The sequence below is a fragment of the Streptomyces sp. NPDC040410 genome, from assembly GCF_055595715.1.
This window is the reverse complement of record NZ_JBVIVK010000003.1, coordinates 293054-307871: the sequence shown is the minus strand read 5'-3', so window position 1 is coordinate 307871 and position 14818 is coordinate 293054. Positions and strand designations below refer to the sequence as shown.

14 protein-coding genes are annotated in these 14818 nt (G+C 70.8%); 4 read left to right on the top strand and 10 right to left on the bottom strand.

Annotated features, from left to right (window positions below; translation table 11 throughout):
* Positions 1–37: 37 nt before the first annotated feature.
* Both ACZ562_RS08785 and ACZ562_RS08780 read left to right on the top strand, forming a co-directional pair.
* Entirely contained in the window at positions 38–1012 is a 975-nt protein-coding gene (locus tag ACZ562_RS08785) for an ABC transporter ATP-binding protein (RefSeq protein ID WP_471175337.1), read from the top strand.
* Complete coding sequence (locus ACZ562_RS08780; RefSeq protein ID WP_471175335.1) at positions 999–1880, top strand: ABC transporter permease; 882 nt, start codon at positions 999–1001, stop codon at positions 1878–1880. Before ACZ562_RS08785 ends, ACZ562_RS08780 begins: the two co-directional genes overlap by 14 nt.
* Before the next feature lie 69 nt (positions 1881–1949).
* Here ACZ562_RS08780 and ACZ562_RS08775 read toward each other — a convergent pair whose 3' ends face one another.
* Together ACZ562_RS08775 and ACZ562_RS08770 are read right to left on the bottom strand one after the other, a co-directional pair.
* The gene (locus ACZ562_RS08775; RefSeq protein ID WP_471175333.1) at positions 1950–2534 is read right to left on the bottom strand and encodes a flavodoxin family protein; all 585 of its coding nucleotides are present in this window, start codon (positions 2532–2534) and stop codon (positions 1950–1952) included.
* Positions 2535–2632: 98 nt separating this feature from the next.
* The gene (locus ACZ562_RS08770) at positions 2633–3160 is read right to left on the bottom strand and encodes a DUF6668 family protein (RefSeq protein ID WP_471175331.1); all 528 of its coding nucleotides are present in this window, start codon (positions 3158–3160) and stop codon (positions 2633–2635) included.
* 244 nt (positions 3161–3404) lie between these two features.
* On the opposite strand from ACZ562_RS08770, the gene ACZ562_RS08765 reads away from it, so the two are divergent.
* Positions 3405–4805, top strand: a complete 1401-nt coding sequence (locus ACZ562_RS08765) for a tetratricopeptide repeat protein (RefSeq protein ID WP_471175329.1) — start codon at positions 3405–3407, stop codon at positions 4803–4805.
* 12 nt (positions 4806–4817) lie between these two features.
* On the opposite strand, the gene ACZ562_RS08760 is transcribed toward ACZ562_RS08765, so the two are convergent.
* From ACZ562_RS08760 to ACZ562_RS08745, 4 genes are all read right to left on the bottom strand, one after another.
* Positions 4818–5768 (bottom strand): M28 family metallopeptidase, encoded by a 951-nt coding sequence (locus tag ACZ562_RS08760; protein WP_471175327.1) that lies wholly within the window; start codon positions 5766–5768, stop codon positions 4818–4820.
* 158 nt (positions 5769–5926) lie between these two features.
* Positions 5927–6403, bottom strand: a complete 477-nt coding sequence (locus ACZ562_RS08755) for a VOC family protein (protein WP_471175325.1) — start codon at positions 6401–6403, stop codon at positions 5927–5929.
* A gap of 132 nt (positions 6404–6535) precedes the next feature.
* Positions 6536–7483 carry an EamA family transporter RarD gene (rarD, locus tag ACZ562_RS08750; protein ID WP_471175323.1) on the bottom strand — a complete coding sequence of 316 codons (948 nt, stop codon included), beginning with the start codon at positions 7481–7483 and terminating at the stop codon, positions 6536–6538.
* 138 nt (positions 7484–7621) lie between these two features.
* A complete protein-coding gene (locus tag ACZ562_RS08745; protein WP_471175321.1) occupies positions 7622–8476 on the bottom strand; it encodes an SDR family oxidoreductase in 855 nt (284 codons plus the stop codon).
* A gap of 91 nt (positions 8477–8567) precedes the next feature.
* On the opposite strand from ACZ562_RS08745, the gene ACZ562_RS08740 reads away from it, so the two are divergent.
* Entirely contained in the window at positions 8568–8966 is a 399-nt protein-coding gene (locus tag ACZ562_RS08740; RefSeq protein ID WP_471175319.1) for a winged helix-turn-helix transcriptional regulator, read from the top strand.
* Positions 8967–9091: 125 nt separating this feature from the next.
* Here ACZ562_RS08740 and ACZ562_RS08735 read toward each other — a convergent pair whose 3' ends face one another.
* From ACZ562_RS08735 to ACZ562_RS08720, 4 genes are all read right to left on the bottom strand, one after another.
* On the bottom strand, positions 9092–10171 hold the full coding sequence (locus tag ACZ562_RS08735) for a 2-oxoacid:ferredoxin oxidoreductase subunit beta (protein WP_471175317.1): 1080 nt from the start codon (positions 10169–10171) through the stop codon (positions 9092–9094).
* Complete coding sequence (locus ACZ562_RS08730) at positions 10164–12092, bottom strand: 2-oxoacid:acceptor oxidoreductase subunit alpha (RefSeq protein ID WP_471175315.1); 1929 nt, start codon at positions 12090–12092, stop codon at positions 10164–10166. The genes ACZ562_RS08735 and ACZ562_RS08730 overlap by 8 nt, the downstream gene beginning before the upstream one ends.
* A 282-nt stretch (positions 12093–12374) precedes the next feature.
* Positions 12375–13034, bottom strand: a complete 660-nt coding sequence (locus ACZ562_RS08725) for a LuxR C-terminal-related transcriptional regulator (protein WP_471175678.1) — start codon at positions 13032–13034, stop codon at positions 12375–12377.
* A gap of 291 nt (positions 13035–13325) precedes the next feature.
* A complete protein-coding gene (locus ACZ562_RS08720; RefSeq protein ID WP_471175676.1) occupies positions 13326–14597 on the bottom strand; it encodes a sensor histidine kinase in 1272 nt (423 codons plus the stop codon).
* Positions 14598–14818: the final 221 nt, after the last annotated feature.

The following is a 14818-nucleotide window of genomic DNA, read 5'->3' as shown; positions in this document are numbered from 1 at the left end:
GTAAGCACCGTACGCGTACGACGAATCGAGGGAGCCGATGGACGAACCGTCCGCCACGGAGCCGGACACGGAGGGCGCGGGGGACAGCGTCATCGCCACCCGTGCGCTCACCAAGCGCTACCGCGGCGGGCAGCTCGCCGTCGACGGTCTCGACCTGACCGTCCCGGCGGGCAGCGTCTTCGGCTTCCTCGGTCCGAACGGATCCGGCAAGACCACCACCATCCGCCTGCTGATGGGCCTGATCGAACCGACGTCGGGCACGGCACGCCTCCTGGGCCGGCCCATGCCCCGCGCCACACGCTCGGTGCTCCCGCACGTCGGCGCCCTCATCGAGGGACCGGCTCTCTACGGCTTCCTCTCCGGCCGCGAGAACCTCCTGCGGTACGACGCCGCCGACCCGACCTCCGACCCGCGCACCCGGCGCGCCCGCGTCGCATCCGCGCTGGACCGGGTGGGGCTCGCGGCGGCCGCGGGCAAGAAGGCGAAGGCGTACTCGCTGGGCATGAAGCAGCGCCTGGGCCTCGCGGCCGCGCTGCTGCAGCCGCGCAGGCTCCTCGTGCTCGACGAGCCGACCAACGGACTCGACCCGCAGGGCATGCGCGAAATCCGCGCCCTAATCCGGGAGCTGGCCTCCGACGGCACGACCGTCTTCCTCTCCTCGCACCTGCTCGACGAGATCGAGCAGGTGTGCACGCACGCCGCGGTGATGGCCCAGGGGCGGCTGATCACCCAGGGGCCCGTGGCGGACCTCGCGGCGGGAACCCGCGGCCGGCTGGTCGTGACCACCCCGGACACGGGGGAGGCGGCCCGGGTGCTGAAGGAACAGGGCGCCGCGGACGTCGTCGTCACGGACGACCGGGTGACCGCGGAACCCCCGGACCGCGACCTCGCCGACCTGAACACGGCGCTGGTGACGGCCGGCGTCCGCGTCCGCGGCTTCGGGGTCGAACGGGCCTCGCTGGAGGACGCGTTCGTGGCGCTCACGGGGGAGGGGTTCGATGTCGCAGGCTGAAGTCGCCCCTGAAGCGCGCCGCAGACCAAGCCCGTTGTGGACCTTCGGACTGCTGCGCAGTGAACTGTCCACCACCTTCCGGCGCTGGCGCACACTCGCACTGCTCGGCGTGCTGGCCGCGGTACCGATCCTGGTCGGGATCGCCGTGAAGATCGAGACGAGCGACGGCTCGTCGGCCGGCGGCGGGGGTGGCGAGGGCCCCGCGTTCATCTCGCAGATCACCAACAACGGCCTGTTCCTGGTCTTCACCGCGCTGGCCGCGACGCTCCCCTTCTTCCTGCCGATGGCGATCGGCGTCGTCGCGGGCGACGCGATCGCCGGCGAGGCGAACGCGGGCACCCTGCGCTACCTCCTGGTCGCCCCGGCCGGCCGCACCCGCCTCCTGCTCACCAAGTACGCGACCGTCATGGCCTTCTGCCTGGTCGCCACGCTCGTGGTGGCGCTCTCGGCGCTGACGGTCGGCGCACTGCTCTTCCCGCTCGGCGACCTGACGACCATCTCCGGCACACGGATCGGCTTCGCCGAAGGCCTGGGCCGGGCCCTGCTGATCGCCCTGGTCGTCGCAGCGTCACTGATCGGCGTGGCGGCCCTCGGCCTGTTCGTCTCCACCCTGACGAACAGCGGCATCGCGGCGATGGCGACGACGGTGGGCCTGCTGATCACCGTCCAGATCCTCGACCAGATCCCCCAGCTCCACGCGATCCAGCCGTACTTCTTCTCCCACTACTGGCTGTCCTTCGCCGACCTCATGCGCGACCCCGTCTACTGGGACGACCTGGTGAAGAACCTCGGCCTCCAGGCCCTGTACGCCGCGGTCTTCGGCTCGGCGGCCTGGGCACGCTTCACGGCGAAGGACGTGACGACCTAGTGCCGCGTCAGCCGGCGCGGCACTGGCTCGCGTCGCGGGCCAGGCGGGAATATGACGACAGGGCCCGGTTCAGGCGGCCTCGTGGGGGAAGCGGGCGAGCGGTGCGTCCTGCGCGAAGAACGTCTTCGCCCGGGCGAGGGCCTCGGTGTCCTTCAGTACGTCGCCGGCCTTGCTGCCGTTGCCGAGCAGGACTCCGCCGAAGCGCATACCGAGGTACGCGGCCGAGTTGTTGAGGGTGCCGATCAGCGGGTCGGCGACCGTCCGCTCCTCGTCCGCGAGCGCGGTGACACCCCAGAGCGTGCGCCCGGCCATCGTGGCCTTGAAGCCGACACCGGGGATGCGCAGCCAGCCCGACCAGTGGTCGAGGTAGCGCTTGGTGTGCGCGGACACCGAGTACCAGTACAGCGGCGACGCGATCACGATGTCCGTCGCCGCGAGAGTGGCGTCGAGCAGCAGGGCCGCGGCGCCGTCCGTGGGGCGCACGTGGTCGCTTGCGTGCCGCTGGTCCACGAAGTCGGGCAGCGGATGCTCGGCGAGGGCGATCCACTGCTGCTCGACGTCCGGGGGCAGCTGCTCGGCGGCCCTGCGCGCGAGCAGTTCTGTGTTGCCTTCGGTACGGCTGCTGCCCAGGACGAACAGGAAGCGGCGGGTCATGGGGTCTCCCGGATGGTCGGCGCGGAATTTAAAGGCATGTGCATTATATGCTCACGCAATTAATTGTCCAGGGTGTGCCCGGACGGGACTGGCCGGGTTCAGCGGCGCCGCACGGCCGTCCCCGTGAGACGGGCCAGCGGCCCGGTCCCCCGGGGTGGCTCGCCGCCCACGTCACCCAGGCGCCAAGCGGGCACCCAGGGCACGCGATACACGTCGATCACCGACTCGATCCCCCTGAGGGCCTGTGCCAGCGGCCGCGGCAGCCGCCCCGGCGCGTCCGCGACGAGCACGACGGCGTCCAGGTCGAGCCCGGCCGGGGCGTCCCCCCGCCGGAACACCTCCACGGCGCGCAGGGCCGCCACCAGTCCGGCGGCGTGCGTGCGGGCGACGAGCAGCACCGAGTGCGGGGCATCGGGACCGGGCCAGTCGCGGCCGCAGTCGTGACCGCCGTAGACGGCGGCGAGGGTGGAGACACCTGCGCCGCCATGGGTGCCGACCCAGGAGTACCGCCGTGCCGCGGCGTGACCGGGGGCGCCTTCCGGCCCCACTGTCTCCGGCCCCGCCGTTCCCGCGTCCACCGGCCCGCGGATCCAGATCTCCGGACCCGGCCGGCCTTCCGTCCGCATGCCGCGCGCTCCTCCCTCCGCGATGCCCGCCGCAGCGCCTCGCCCCGTGACAAGGCGTGAGTTCCTGGAACGAGCCTGTGACGCCACGGTGACGTGAGAATCGCGGGCGAGCGGCGAGACTCAACAGTAGTCGTACGAACCGATCTTGACGCTGAGGGAGCACGCACCCGGCGGCGGGAGGGAGCACCATGGAAACCGAGCGCGCTGTACGGCGACTCCCCGACGCATCCGAGTGAGGGAACCGATGTCTCGACTCAGCCGCGACACGAAGCGGGAACACCCGCGCGCCGTACGCCCGGCCGCTGCCGAAGCGGCACCGATCGACGTCCGCGTCACCGCCGCCGGCCCGGGCGCGGACGGCGCGTCGGTGGGCGGCGTACCGGTCGTCGCGGCCGCCGGCGAGGAGATCCAGCACGCCGTCCTGACCCACCTCCACCGCGTCGCGCTCGCCACCGGCCGGCCCGTCCTCGCCACGGTCCACGACGAACGGCTCGGCTACGTCGTACCCCTCCGGGTGAATCCGGACGGTTCGAGCGAGTTCGCCGCCGAGCCCGTACGGGTGGCCCCGCCGGGGGAGCCGGAGGACGTGCCCCAGCGGGCAGAGCGCGACAAGCCCACGCGTGTCATGCGCCCGGTCCCCGAGCCGGTACGGGACGCCACCCCCACGTTTCCGCCGAGGGAGGCGGAAGAGCCGCGGGGGTTCTCGGACAGAGGCACCCGGGCGGAGGAGTCACGGGCGTTCGCTGAGGCGGCCCCCACGTTTCCGCTGCGAGCCGTCCCGGAGCCGGCCGAGGCCGCGGCACCCGGCACGGTCGCGTCACCGACGGGGGCGTTCGGCCCGCCACCGGTGATGGACGCAAACCCGGCTTCCCGAACCGACGCCTGGCCCACACCGCCGACCGCGCCCGCACGGGGAGAGGGGGGCACCCCCGCACCGGCCCCGTACCAGGCACCCCCCTCCGCCCCGGCCCGCCACCAGGACTGGCCCCCCGCCCCGCAGCCGATCCCGGAGCCCACTCCGGCCCCGGCCCCGGCCGCCAACCACAACCCTGCCCCCGCGCCTCGCCCGGACCGGGCCCTCGACCCCGACCCCAAGCCCACCCCCGCCAGGGGATTCGACGCCGTTGCCGAAGCCGTGCTCGGGGACGAGCCGTTGGCCGCCGGCGAGGGCGCCGCGCCGCCGCTCCTCGCGGAGCCGGTCGCGCGGATCAACGAGGCCGTCAAGTCGGGCCGGATCGACGCGGCAGCGGATTTGGCGGAGCGGACCGTGACAGAGGCGTCGGGAACGCTGGGGCCGGAGCATGCCGAAGTGCTCCGGCTGCGCGAACTCAGCGCCTACATCGCCTACTTGACCGGTGACCCGGTCCGCTCCTTCCACCTCTCCCTCGACCTCGCCCGCATCCACCGCCGCGAGCGGGACGCGGAGGCGGCGTACGGCAACGTCCAGAGCGCGGCCACCGCCTGGCGGGCCGTGCGCAACCCGGTGCAGGGCCTGGACCTGGGCGTGGACCTGATCGCCCTGTGGAGCGAGCTCACCGCGGAGGAGGGCCCGGCCGTCGACGACATCGAGCAGCTGGAGTCGGCCCGGGCGCGCATGACCCGCCTGGCCGAACGCGCCCGCAAAGCGGAGTCCGCGGGGAGCTGACGCGGACGCCGGCTACGACGACAGCTGCCACACCGCGTGGGCGATGGCGTCGCCGTTCCGGTCCAGCGCCGTGTCGTTGATGTTGGACGTGGTGTCGCAGGACGAGTGATAGCAGCGGTCGAAGGCCCGCCCCGCGGTACCGCCCCATTTCGCCGCCTGCGCCGCCGTCTTGACGTAGTCGGCACCGCTGAACAGACCTCCGACGGGGATGCCCACGTTCTTGAAGGGCGCGTGGTCGGAGCGGCCGTCGCCCTCGGTCTCCGGCTCGGTGGCGATGCCGAGGCCGGTGAAGTAGTCCTTGAACGTCTTCTCGATCGCGGGGTCGTCGTCGTAGACGAAGTAGCCGGGGTTCGGCGAGCCGATCATGTCGAAGTTCAGATAGCCGCTGATCTTCGCGCGGTTCGCCGGCGAGAGGTTCCTGACGTAGTGGCGGGAGCCGACCATGCCCAGCTCCTCCGCGCCCCACCAGGCGAATCTCAGGTGCTTGGCGGGCTGGTAGCCGGCCCGGGACACCGCGAGCGCGGTCTCCAGGATGGCCGCCGAGCCGGACCCGTTGTCGTTGATTCCGGGCCCGGCGGTGACGCTGTCGAGGTGGGAGCCCGTCATGATCACCTGGTTGGTGTCGCCGCCGGGCCAGTCGGCGATCAGGTTGTAGCCGGTGCGGCCGGAGGACGTGAACTGCTGGACCGTGGTGGTGAACCCGGCCGCGTCCAGCTTGGCCTTCACATGGTCGAGGGAGGCCTTGTAGCCGGCGCGGCCGTGTGCCCGGTTGCCGCCGTTGGCAGTGGCTATGGACTGCAGCTGGGTCAGGTGCGCCTTGATGTTGGCGACGGGCAGGTCGGGCGCGGCGGCCACCGCGGACTCGGGCGCGGGCGCCGCGCCGGCTATGGATCCGCCGGCCAGCAGGGTGACGGCCGCGACGGCACCGGCAGCGGTGGCACGCCCGGAAACGGAGAGCTTCATGTGGGGGCTCCGAATTCCTTGGGAATCACGGGGATTCCACAGTGAATGGGGTGCCAGGATGGTGAAGCCGAAACTGACTCTCCGTCAAGAGCGCTATCTGGACAGGTTGTTCGCATACCGGAAACGAGGGGCCGGGAAGCCGGGCGGGTTCCGCGGCACTAGTGCACGCAGAACTCGTTGCCCTCCGGGTCCGTCATGACCACCCACTCCCCGGCAGGCTCCTTCACGCGCCGCAGCACATTCGCCCCCAGCGCCAGCAGCCGCTCGACCTCCTCCTCGCGCCGCCCCTCGCCCGGGTGAAGATCGAGATGGAGACGGTTCTTGACGGTCTTGGGCTCCGGCACCCGCTGGAACAGCAGCCGCCGCCCGAGCCCGGTCCCACTGTCCTCGTCATAGGGGTCCTCGGGATGCCGTACGGCGATCAGGTCCCGGAAGGCCGCCCGACCGTGGAACTCGACGGTGGCCGCGCCGGACAGCGCACCGAGGTCCAGCAGCCGTTCGACGAGGGCGCTGTTGTCCTCGGCCTCGTAGCGGAGCGCGGCGGCCCAGAAGTCGGCCTGCGCATGTGGGTCGGCGGAGTCGACGACGAGCTTCCAGTGCACGGGGGCGGGTGCGGATGCGGGGGTCTGCGTCATGCGCCACTTATAGCGGCCCGGGGCCTCCGGCAGGGCTGGAACTCGTCGTGAGGGAAGACCGCCCAGCCCGTTCGGCGCTGAGGACGAGGCCGTTCCGGCCGAACGGGGGTCTGGGGGGAGGGAGCCCCAGGATCAGGCGTCCACAGGATCAGGACTGGGCCTGCCGACGCGGGACGGGCCCACCCTGCTGGTCCGGCGCGCGGTGCGCCACGCGTCGGCCGTGAGCAGCGTCAGTGCCAGCCACACCAGCGCGAACCCGGCCCACCGCTCGGCCGGCATGGCCTCGTGGAAGTAGAGGACACCGAGCAGGAACTGGAAGACCGGCGTCAGGTACTGCAGCAGCCCCAGCGTGGACAGGGGCACGCGGATCGCGGCCGCGCCGAAGCAGACGAGGGGGAGCGCGGTCACGACACCGGTCGCGGCGAGCAGCGCGGCATGGCCCGGGCCCTCACTCGTGAACGTGGAGTCCTCGTTTGCGGTGAGCCACAGCAGATAGCCGAGAGCGGGCAGGAACTGGATCGCGGTCTCGGCAGTCAGCGACTCGATGCCGCCGAGGTTGACCTTCTTCTTCACCAGGCCGTACGTGGCGAACGAGAAGGCGAGGGTGAGGGAGATCCACGGCGGCTGCCCGTATCCGATGGCCAGCACCAGGACGGCGGCGAAGCCGACGCCGACCGCCGCCCACTGCACGGGCCGCAGCCGCTCCTTCAGGATCAGCACGCCCATCGCGATGGTGACCAGGGGGTTGATGAAGTAGCCGAGCGAGGCCTCGACCACATGGCCGGAGTTCACGGCCCAGATGTAGACGCCCCAGTTCAGGGTGATGACGGCCGCGCCCAGGGCGACCAGTCCGAGCCTGCGCGGCTGCCGCAGCAGCTCACCGGCCCAGGCCCAGCGCCGCACGAAGACCAGCGCCACCGCGACGAACACGAGGGACCACACCATCCGGTGGGCGAGGATCTCCACCGCTCCGGCGGGCTTGAGGAGGGGCCAGAAGAGGGGGACGAGGCCCCACATCCCGTACGCCGCGAACCCGTTCAGCAGACCTGTGTGCCGCTCACCCTTCGACTTCCCGGTCACGGGTCCTCCTCACTCGCCTCGCTGCTCCGGTGCAGCAAGCACGAAGGTAACGCCGAGGACCCTCGCCTGTCATGCCTGTATCGCCATACGGTCATGACAGGCGAGGGTGGGTGCCTGTGCGGGGGTGATCAGCGGTGATCAGCCTTTGAGTGCGGCCGCGATCGACTCCGCGATCGGCGTGGTCGGGCGGCCGGTCAGCCGGGACAGGTCGCCGGTGACGACACCCAGCTCGCCCTTCTCGATGGACGCGTCGACGCCCGCCAGGATCGCGGGGAGGGGTGCGGGCAGCCCGGCGCCGGCCAGGATCCCGGTGAAGGCCTCGACGGAGACCGCGTTGTAGGCGATCTCCTTGCCGGTCTGCCTGCTGAGCTCGGCCGCGTACGCGGCGAAGGTCCAGGCGGTGTCGCCGCCCAGCTCGTACGTCTTGTTCTCGTGGCCTTCGCCGGTCAGCACCGCGACGGCCGCGGCCGCGTAGTCGGCACGCGCGGCGGAGGCGACCTTGCCCTCACCGGCTGCCTGGACGACCGCCTGGTACTCGAGGACCGGGGCGAGGTTCTCGGTGTAGTTCTCGTTGTACCAGCCGTTGCGCAGCAGCGCGTACGGGACGCCGGAGGTCAGCAGGGCTTCCTCGGTGCCCTTGTGGTCGTCGGCGAGCGCGGCCGTGAGCGTTCCGGGGGCGCTGGTGTAGGCGAGCAGCGCCACACCGGCGGCCTTGGCGGCGTCGAGGACGACCTTGTGCTGGCCGACGCGGCCCTTGTCGAACTCGTTGCCGGAGATCAGCAGCACCTTGTCGCCGGCGGCGAAGAGGCCGTCGAAGGACTCGGGTGCGTTGTAGTCGGCGACCGCGAGCTTCACCCCGCGGGCCGCGAAGTCGGCGGCCTTCTCCTCGCTGCGTACGACGGCGGTGATCTGGCCGGCCGGAACCTTCTCCAGCAGCTGCTCGACCACGTGGCGGCCGAGGTTTCCGGTGGCGCCGGTGACAACGATGCTCATGATTCAGAACTCCTCGTGGGGGTGCGTCTGCACTAACCCTAGGAGGAGCGCTAACTCTTCGAAAGTACCCACTTTGAAGTAAGGTACTGGCATGGCCGTAAGTACCAAGGCAGTGAACAAGTACGACACCGGCGAGGCGATGTGCCCCTACCGCCTGGTCCTGGAGCACGTGACCTCCCGGTGGGGAGTCCTGGTCCTGATCGAACTCCTGGAGCGCCCCTACCGCTTCAGCGAACTGCGCCGGGCCATCGGCCGGGTCAGCGAGAAGATGCTGACCCAGACCCTCCAGACCCTGGAGCGAGACGGCCTCGTCCACCGCGACGCCAAGCCGGTGATCCCGCCGAGGGTCGACTACTCCCTGACCGGCCTGGGCCGCGAGGCGGCCGAGCAGGTGCGCGGGCTGGCGATGTGGACCCAGGAGCGGATGACGGAGGTGCAGAAGGCGCGGGAGGTGTACGACACCCGGAAGGGGGGCTCCGAGCAGGCATGACGCATACGCTCCGGGCCGGCTGAACGAATGCCGACGGCGCTCGCCGGGCACCCACTCACGTCGGTCACACGACGCCGAGGGCCCGGGTGCGCGACCGCACCGGGCCCACGGACGTCAGCGGCAGGTCAGCCCACGACCGTCCACGTGTCCCCGCCCGCCAGCAGCGCCGCGAGATCGCCCTTGCCCTTCTCCTCGATCGCGGTGTCGAGCTGGTCGGCCATCTGCGTGTCGTAGACCGGCCGCTCCACGGAGCGCAGGACGCCGATCGGCGTGTGGTGCAGGTTGTCCGGGTCGGCCAGCCGGGAGAGGGCGAACGCCTGGGTCGGCGAGGCCGCGTGGGCGTCGTGGACCAGGACCTGGGCCTCGTTCTCCCCAGTCACCGTGACCACCTTCAGGTCGCCGGTGGCCTGATCCCGTACGACGCCGCGGGAGCCGTCCGCCCCGAAGCGGATCGGCTGCCCGTGCTCCAGCCGGATCAGCGCCTCCCCTGCCTGCTGCTTGTCCTTCAGCACCTCGAAGGCACCGTCGTTGAAGATGTTGCAGTTCTGGTAGATCTCGATCAGCGCGGTGCCCGGATGGGCGGCGGCCTGCCGCAGCACCTCCGTCAGGTGCTTGCGGTCGGAGTCGATCGTCCGCGCCACGAACGACGCCTCCGCGCCGATCGCCAGCGACACCGGGTTGAAGGGCGCGTCCAGCGATCCCATCGGCGTCGACTTGGTGATCTTGCCGACTTCTGAGGTGGGCGAGTACTGGCCCTTGGTCAGACCGTAGATCCGGTTGTTGAACAGCAGGATCTTGAGGTTGACGTTGCGGCGCAGGGCGTGGATCAGGTGGTTGCCGCCGATGGACAGCGCGTCACCGTCCCCGGTGACCACCCACACGCTCAGGTCGCGCCGGCTGGAGGCCAGCCCCGTCGCGATCGCGGGCGCACGCCCGTGGATGGAGTGCATGCCGTACGTGTTCATGTAGTACGGGAAGCGTGACGAGCAGCCGATGCCGGAGACGAAGACGATGTTCTCCTTCGCCAGGCCCAGCTCCGGCATGAAGCCCTGCACCGCGGCGAGGATCGCGTAGTCGCCGCAGCCGGGGCACCAGCGCACTTCCTGGTCGGTCTTGAAGTCCTTCATGGACTGTCTGGCTTCGGCCTTGGGCACCAGAGTGAGCGCCTCGATCGTGCCCGCGCCTTCTGCGGACGTCTCAGCCATCGATGGCCTCCTTGAGAGCCGTGGCGAGCTGTTGGGCCTTGAACGGCATGCCGTTGACCTGGTTGTACGAGTGGGCGTCGACCAGGTACTTCGCCCGGACGAGGGTGGCGAGCTGACCGAGGTTCATCTCGGGGATCACCACCTTGTCGTAGCGCTTCAGAACGGTGCCGAGGTTCTTCGGGAACGGGTTGAGGTGGCGCAGATGGGCCTGTGCGATCGACTCCCCGGCCGTGCGCAGCCGCCGTACCGCCGCCGTGATGGGTCCGTACGTCGAGCCCCAGCCCAGGACCAGGATCGTGGCCCCGTCCGGGTCGTCGACCGCGAGGTCCGGGACGTCGATGCCGTCGATCTTGGCCTGCCGGGTGCGGACCATGAAGTCGTGGTTGGCGGGGGCGTACGAGATGTTGCCCGTGCCGTCCTCCTTCTCGATGCCGCCGATGCGGTGCTCCAGACCCGGCGTGCCCGGGATCGCCCACGGGCGGGCGAGCGTCTGCGGATCACGCTTGTACGGCCAGAAGACCTCGGTGCCGTCCCCGAGAGTGTGGTTCGGGCCCTGCGCGAACTGCACCCGCAGGTCCGGGAGCTCGTCGATCTCAGGGATGCGCCAGGGCTCCGAGCCGTTGGCCAGATAGCCGTCGGAGAGCAGCATCACCGGCGTGCGGTACGTCAGCGCGATACGGGTGGCTTCGAGGGCGGCGTCGAAGCAGTCGGCCGGGGTGCGAGGGGCGATCACCGGGAGCGGGGCCTCGCCGTTGCGGCCGTACATCGCCTGCAGCAGGTCCGCCTGCTCGGTCTTGGTCGGCAGTCCGGTGGACGGGCCGCCGCGCTGGATGTCGATGATCAGCAGCGGCAGCTCGAGGGAAACGGCGAGACTGATGGTCTCCGACTTCAGGGACACGCCCGGCCCGGACGTCGTCGTCACGCCCAGCGAGCCGCCGAAGGCCGCGCCCAGCGCCGCGCCGATGCCCGCGATCTCGTCCTCGGCCTGGAAGGTGCGCACACCGAAGTTCTTGTGCTTGCTCAGCTCGTGCAGGATGTCCGAGGCCGGAGTGATCGGGTACGAGCCCAGGAACAGCGGCAGGTCCGCCTGCCGGGACGCGGCGACCAGCCCGTAGGACAGGGCGAGGTTCCCGGAGATGTTGCGGTAGGTGCCGACCGGGAAGGCCTTCGTCGCCGGGGCGATCTCGTAGGAGACCGCGAAGTCCTCCGTCGTCTCGCCGAAGTTCCAGCCCGCACGGAACGCGGCGATGTTGGCGGCCGCGATGTCGGGCTTCTTGGCGAACTTGGTCTTCAGGAACGTCTCGGTGCCCTCGGTCGGCCGGTGGTACATCCACGACAAGAGACCGAGCGCGAACATGTTCTTGCTGCGCTCGGCCTCTTTGCGGGTGAGGTCGAATTCCTTGAGGGCCTCGACGGTCAGACTGGTCAGGGGGACCGGGTGGAGGTGGTAACCGTCGAGGGAGCCGTCCTCCAGCGGCGAGGCCGCGTACCCCACCTTCTGCATCGCCCGTTTGGTGAACTCGTCCGTGTTGACGATGATCTCCGCGCCGCGCGGCAGATCGGCGATGTTCGCCTTCAGGGCAGCGGGGTTCATGGCGACCAGCACATTCGGCGCATCACCCGGAGTGAGGATGTCGTGGTCGGCGAAGTGCAGCTGGAAGGAGGACACGCCCGGCAGAGTGCCTGCGGGGGCCCGGATCTCGGCCGGGAAGTTCGGCAGCGTGGACAGGTCGTTGCCGAAGGACGCCGTCTCCGAGGTGAAGCGGTCACCGGTGAGCTGCATGCCGTCACCCGAGTCGCCGGCAAAACGAATGATCACCCGGTCGAGGCGGCGGACGTCCTTCGCGCCGGCCTCCTTGCGCTGCTCTCCTACGACGGTTCCGTCTGCCTGCTCCGCTGGGCTACTGACCTGGCTGGTCACTGAACTGGACCTCCCTAGAGGCGGCTGTCTGGAAGCGGCCTTCCCGCAGGCCCCTTCCCAGGATCAACCCTACGACCGTGAGGACCGCCTTCCCTGGGTGATTCGCATGATGGACATGCTTTTGAGATGGCCGGGCGCCCTGACTTGTCACGATTTACCCTCCCCCGGCGCGTCATTGAAGACGCTCCGGGGCCGTCGTCCGGTTCTGGGGCTCCCGTCGGATGTCCGTGGGGCTCCCGTCGGATGTCCGGACTCCGGGCTCGCGGCGGACATGCAGTCGTCTCAGGAGTTCAGATAGGTCAGCACGGCCAGAACACGCCGGTGGTCCCCGTCGCTCGGGGACAGCCCGAGCTTCAGGAAGATGTTGCTGACGTGCTTCTCGACGGCGCCGTCGCTCACGACCAGCTGACGGGCGATCGCGGAGTTGGTCCGCCCCTCGGCCATCAGCCCCAGGACCTCCCGCTCCCTCGGGGTGAGTCCCGCGAGCACGTCCTGCCTGCGGCTGCGCCCGAGCAGCTGCGCGACCACCTCCGGGTCGAGGGCCGTACCCCCCTGGGCGACCCGCACGACCGCGTCCACGAACTCACGTACCTCGGCTACCCGGTCCTTGAGCAGATAGCCGACACCGCGGCTGGAACCCGCCAGCAGTTCGGTGGCGTAGCGCTCCTCCACGTACTGCGACAGCACGAGCACCCCGAGACCGGGATGCGCCTTGCGCAACCGCACCGCGGCCCGCACCCCCTCGTCGGTGTGCGTCGGCGGCATCCGTACGTCGGCGACCACGACGTCCGGCAGCTCGCCCTGCCCGTCGAGCTCCGTGATCGTCTTGACCAGCGCGTCCCCGTCACCGACACCGGCGACGACCTCATGCCCACGGTCGGTCAGCAGCCGGGTCAGGCCCTCCCTGAGCAGCACTGAATCCTCGGCGATGACCACCCGCACCCTGTCCTCCACGACTCTCGGCCCCCCGCAGCCCGCCCGCACGACACTGTCCAGCACTCCAGCACTCCAGCATTCCAGCATTCGGATGCCTGTGCGCACGTGCCCCGCGAATAGGCTCACCCGGCCCGTCAGGCGTTCGAGGACGAGGCGGTTCAGGCAGGCCGAATGTGGTCTGGGGGCCCAGCCCCCAGGAACGGAGGGGAAACGGATGGGAAACGGATGGGAACGGACGGGTAAGGCAGCGGTGCGAAGCCCCACCGCCCAGCCGAGCCGCTCGCCCCGCGGGGCGACTCACCCCCGCCAGGGCAACTCCGCGGTCACCCTCGTCGGCCCCCCGACCGGCGAGTCCACCACCAGAATCCCGTCCACCGCATCCAGCCGTCCGGCCAGCCCCGCCAGCCCCGACCCGCCGGATGCATCCGCGCCGCCCACGCCGTCGTCCACGACCTGCAGCATCAACCGGTCCTCGACCCGCCACACATCCACCGCCGCCCACGTCGCCCGAGAGTGCTTGCTGATGTTCTGCAGCAACTCCGACACCGTGAAGTACGCGATCCCCTCGATCGCCGCCGCCGGCCGCTCGGCCAGGTCCACCTCGACCCGCACCGGCACCGTGCACCGCGACGCCACGGCAGACAGTGCCGCGTCCAGACCCCGGTCCGTCAGCACCGCCGGATGGATCCCGCGGGCCAGGTCCCGCAGCTCCTGCAGCGCCGTCTTCACCTCGCCGTGCGCCTCGTCCACCATCCGTGCCGCCGCCTGCGGATCCTCCGCCAGCTTCTCCTTCGCCAGCCCCAGATCCATCGCCAGGTTGACCAGCCGGGCCTGCGCCCCGTCGTGCAGATCGCGCTCGATGCGCCGCAGGTCGGCGGCGGCCGTGTCGACCACGACCCCCCGGTCCGACTCCAGCTCCACCACGCGCGCCGACAGCCGCGTCGGCCCGAGCAGCCCGTTAACCAGCAGCCGGTCCACCATCGTCAGCGCGCGCACGATCCACGGCGAGGCCAGCGTGAACAGCAGCCCCACCAGCGCGGTCACGGTGATCTCGAAGGGGTTGTCGAGGTAGATCCGGTGCTGGTCGTCGCCGTACAGCTGCAGTCCGCCCTGCCCGCCGTACATCGGGAAGAGCCAGCACCACAGCGGATACGTCAGCAGCGCCCACCCGTATGCCCAGAAGGCCACGGCGACGGCGAAGGAGACCACCGCCCACGGGAACCGCACCACGGCGTACAGCAGGTTCCGCCATGACGTGCCGCTCTTGAGGACCGCCCCCATCCAGGCCATCACGCCGCTCTTCCGAACCCGCAGCGGCTCCGGGTCGGCCACCTCCAGACCCAGCAGCGAGCGCGCCCGGGCCCGCTCCAGCGCCCCGAAACCCCGGCACCCGGCCAGCGCGGCCGCCAGCACCGGTATCCCGAGGAACGTCACCAGCAGACCTACACCGAGCGAGACCGTCGTGACGGCGTACGTGAACAGCAGAATGCTCACCGGCAGACTGAGCAGCACGTACCCGAACTCGCGCCAGCTGCGCGCCTCGAACGGCGCCCGCAGCCCGGCGGGCAGCCGACGCCACTGCCGGCGCCCAGGGGCGTCGCCGGGGAACCCGAACCCGCTGTCGTGCGCGAAGCCGCTGTCGTGCGCGAGCTGGCCGTTGGGCGCGAACCCGCTGTCGTGCGCGAGGCGGCCGTTGGGCGCGAACCCGCTGTCGTGCGCGAGGCGGCCGTTGGGCGCGAACCCGCTGTCGTGCGCGAGGCGGCCGTTGGGCGCGAACCCGCTGTCGTGCG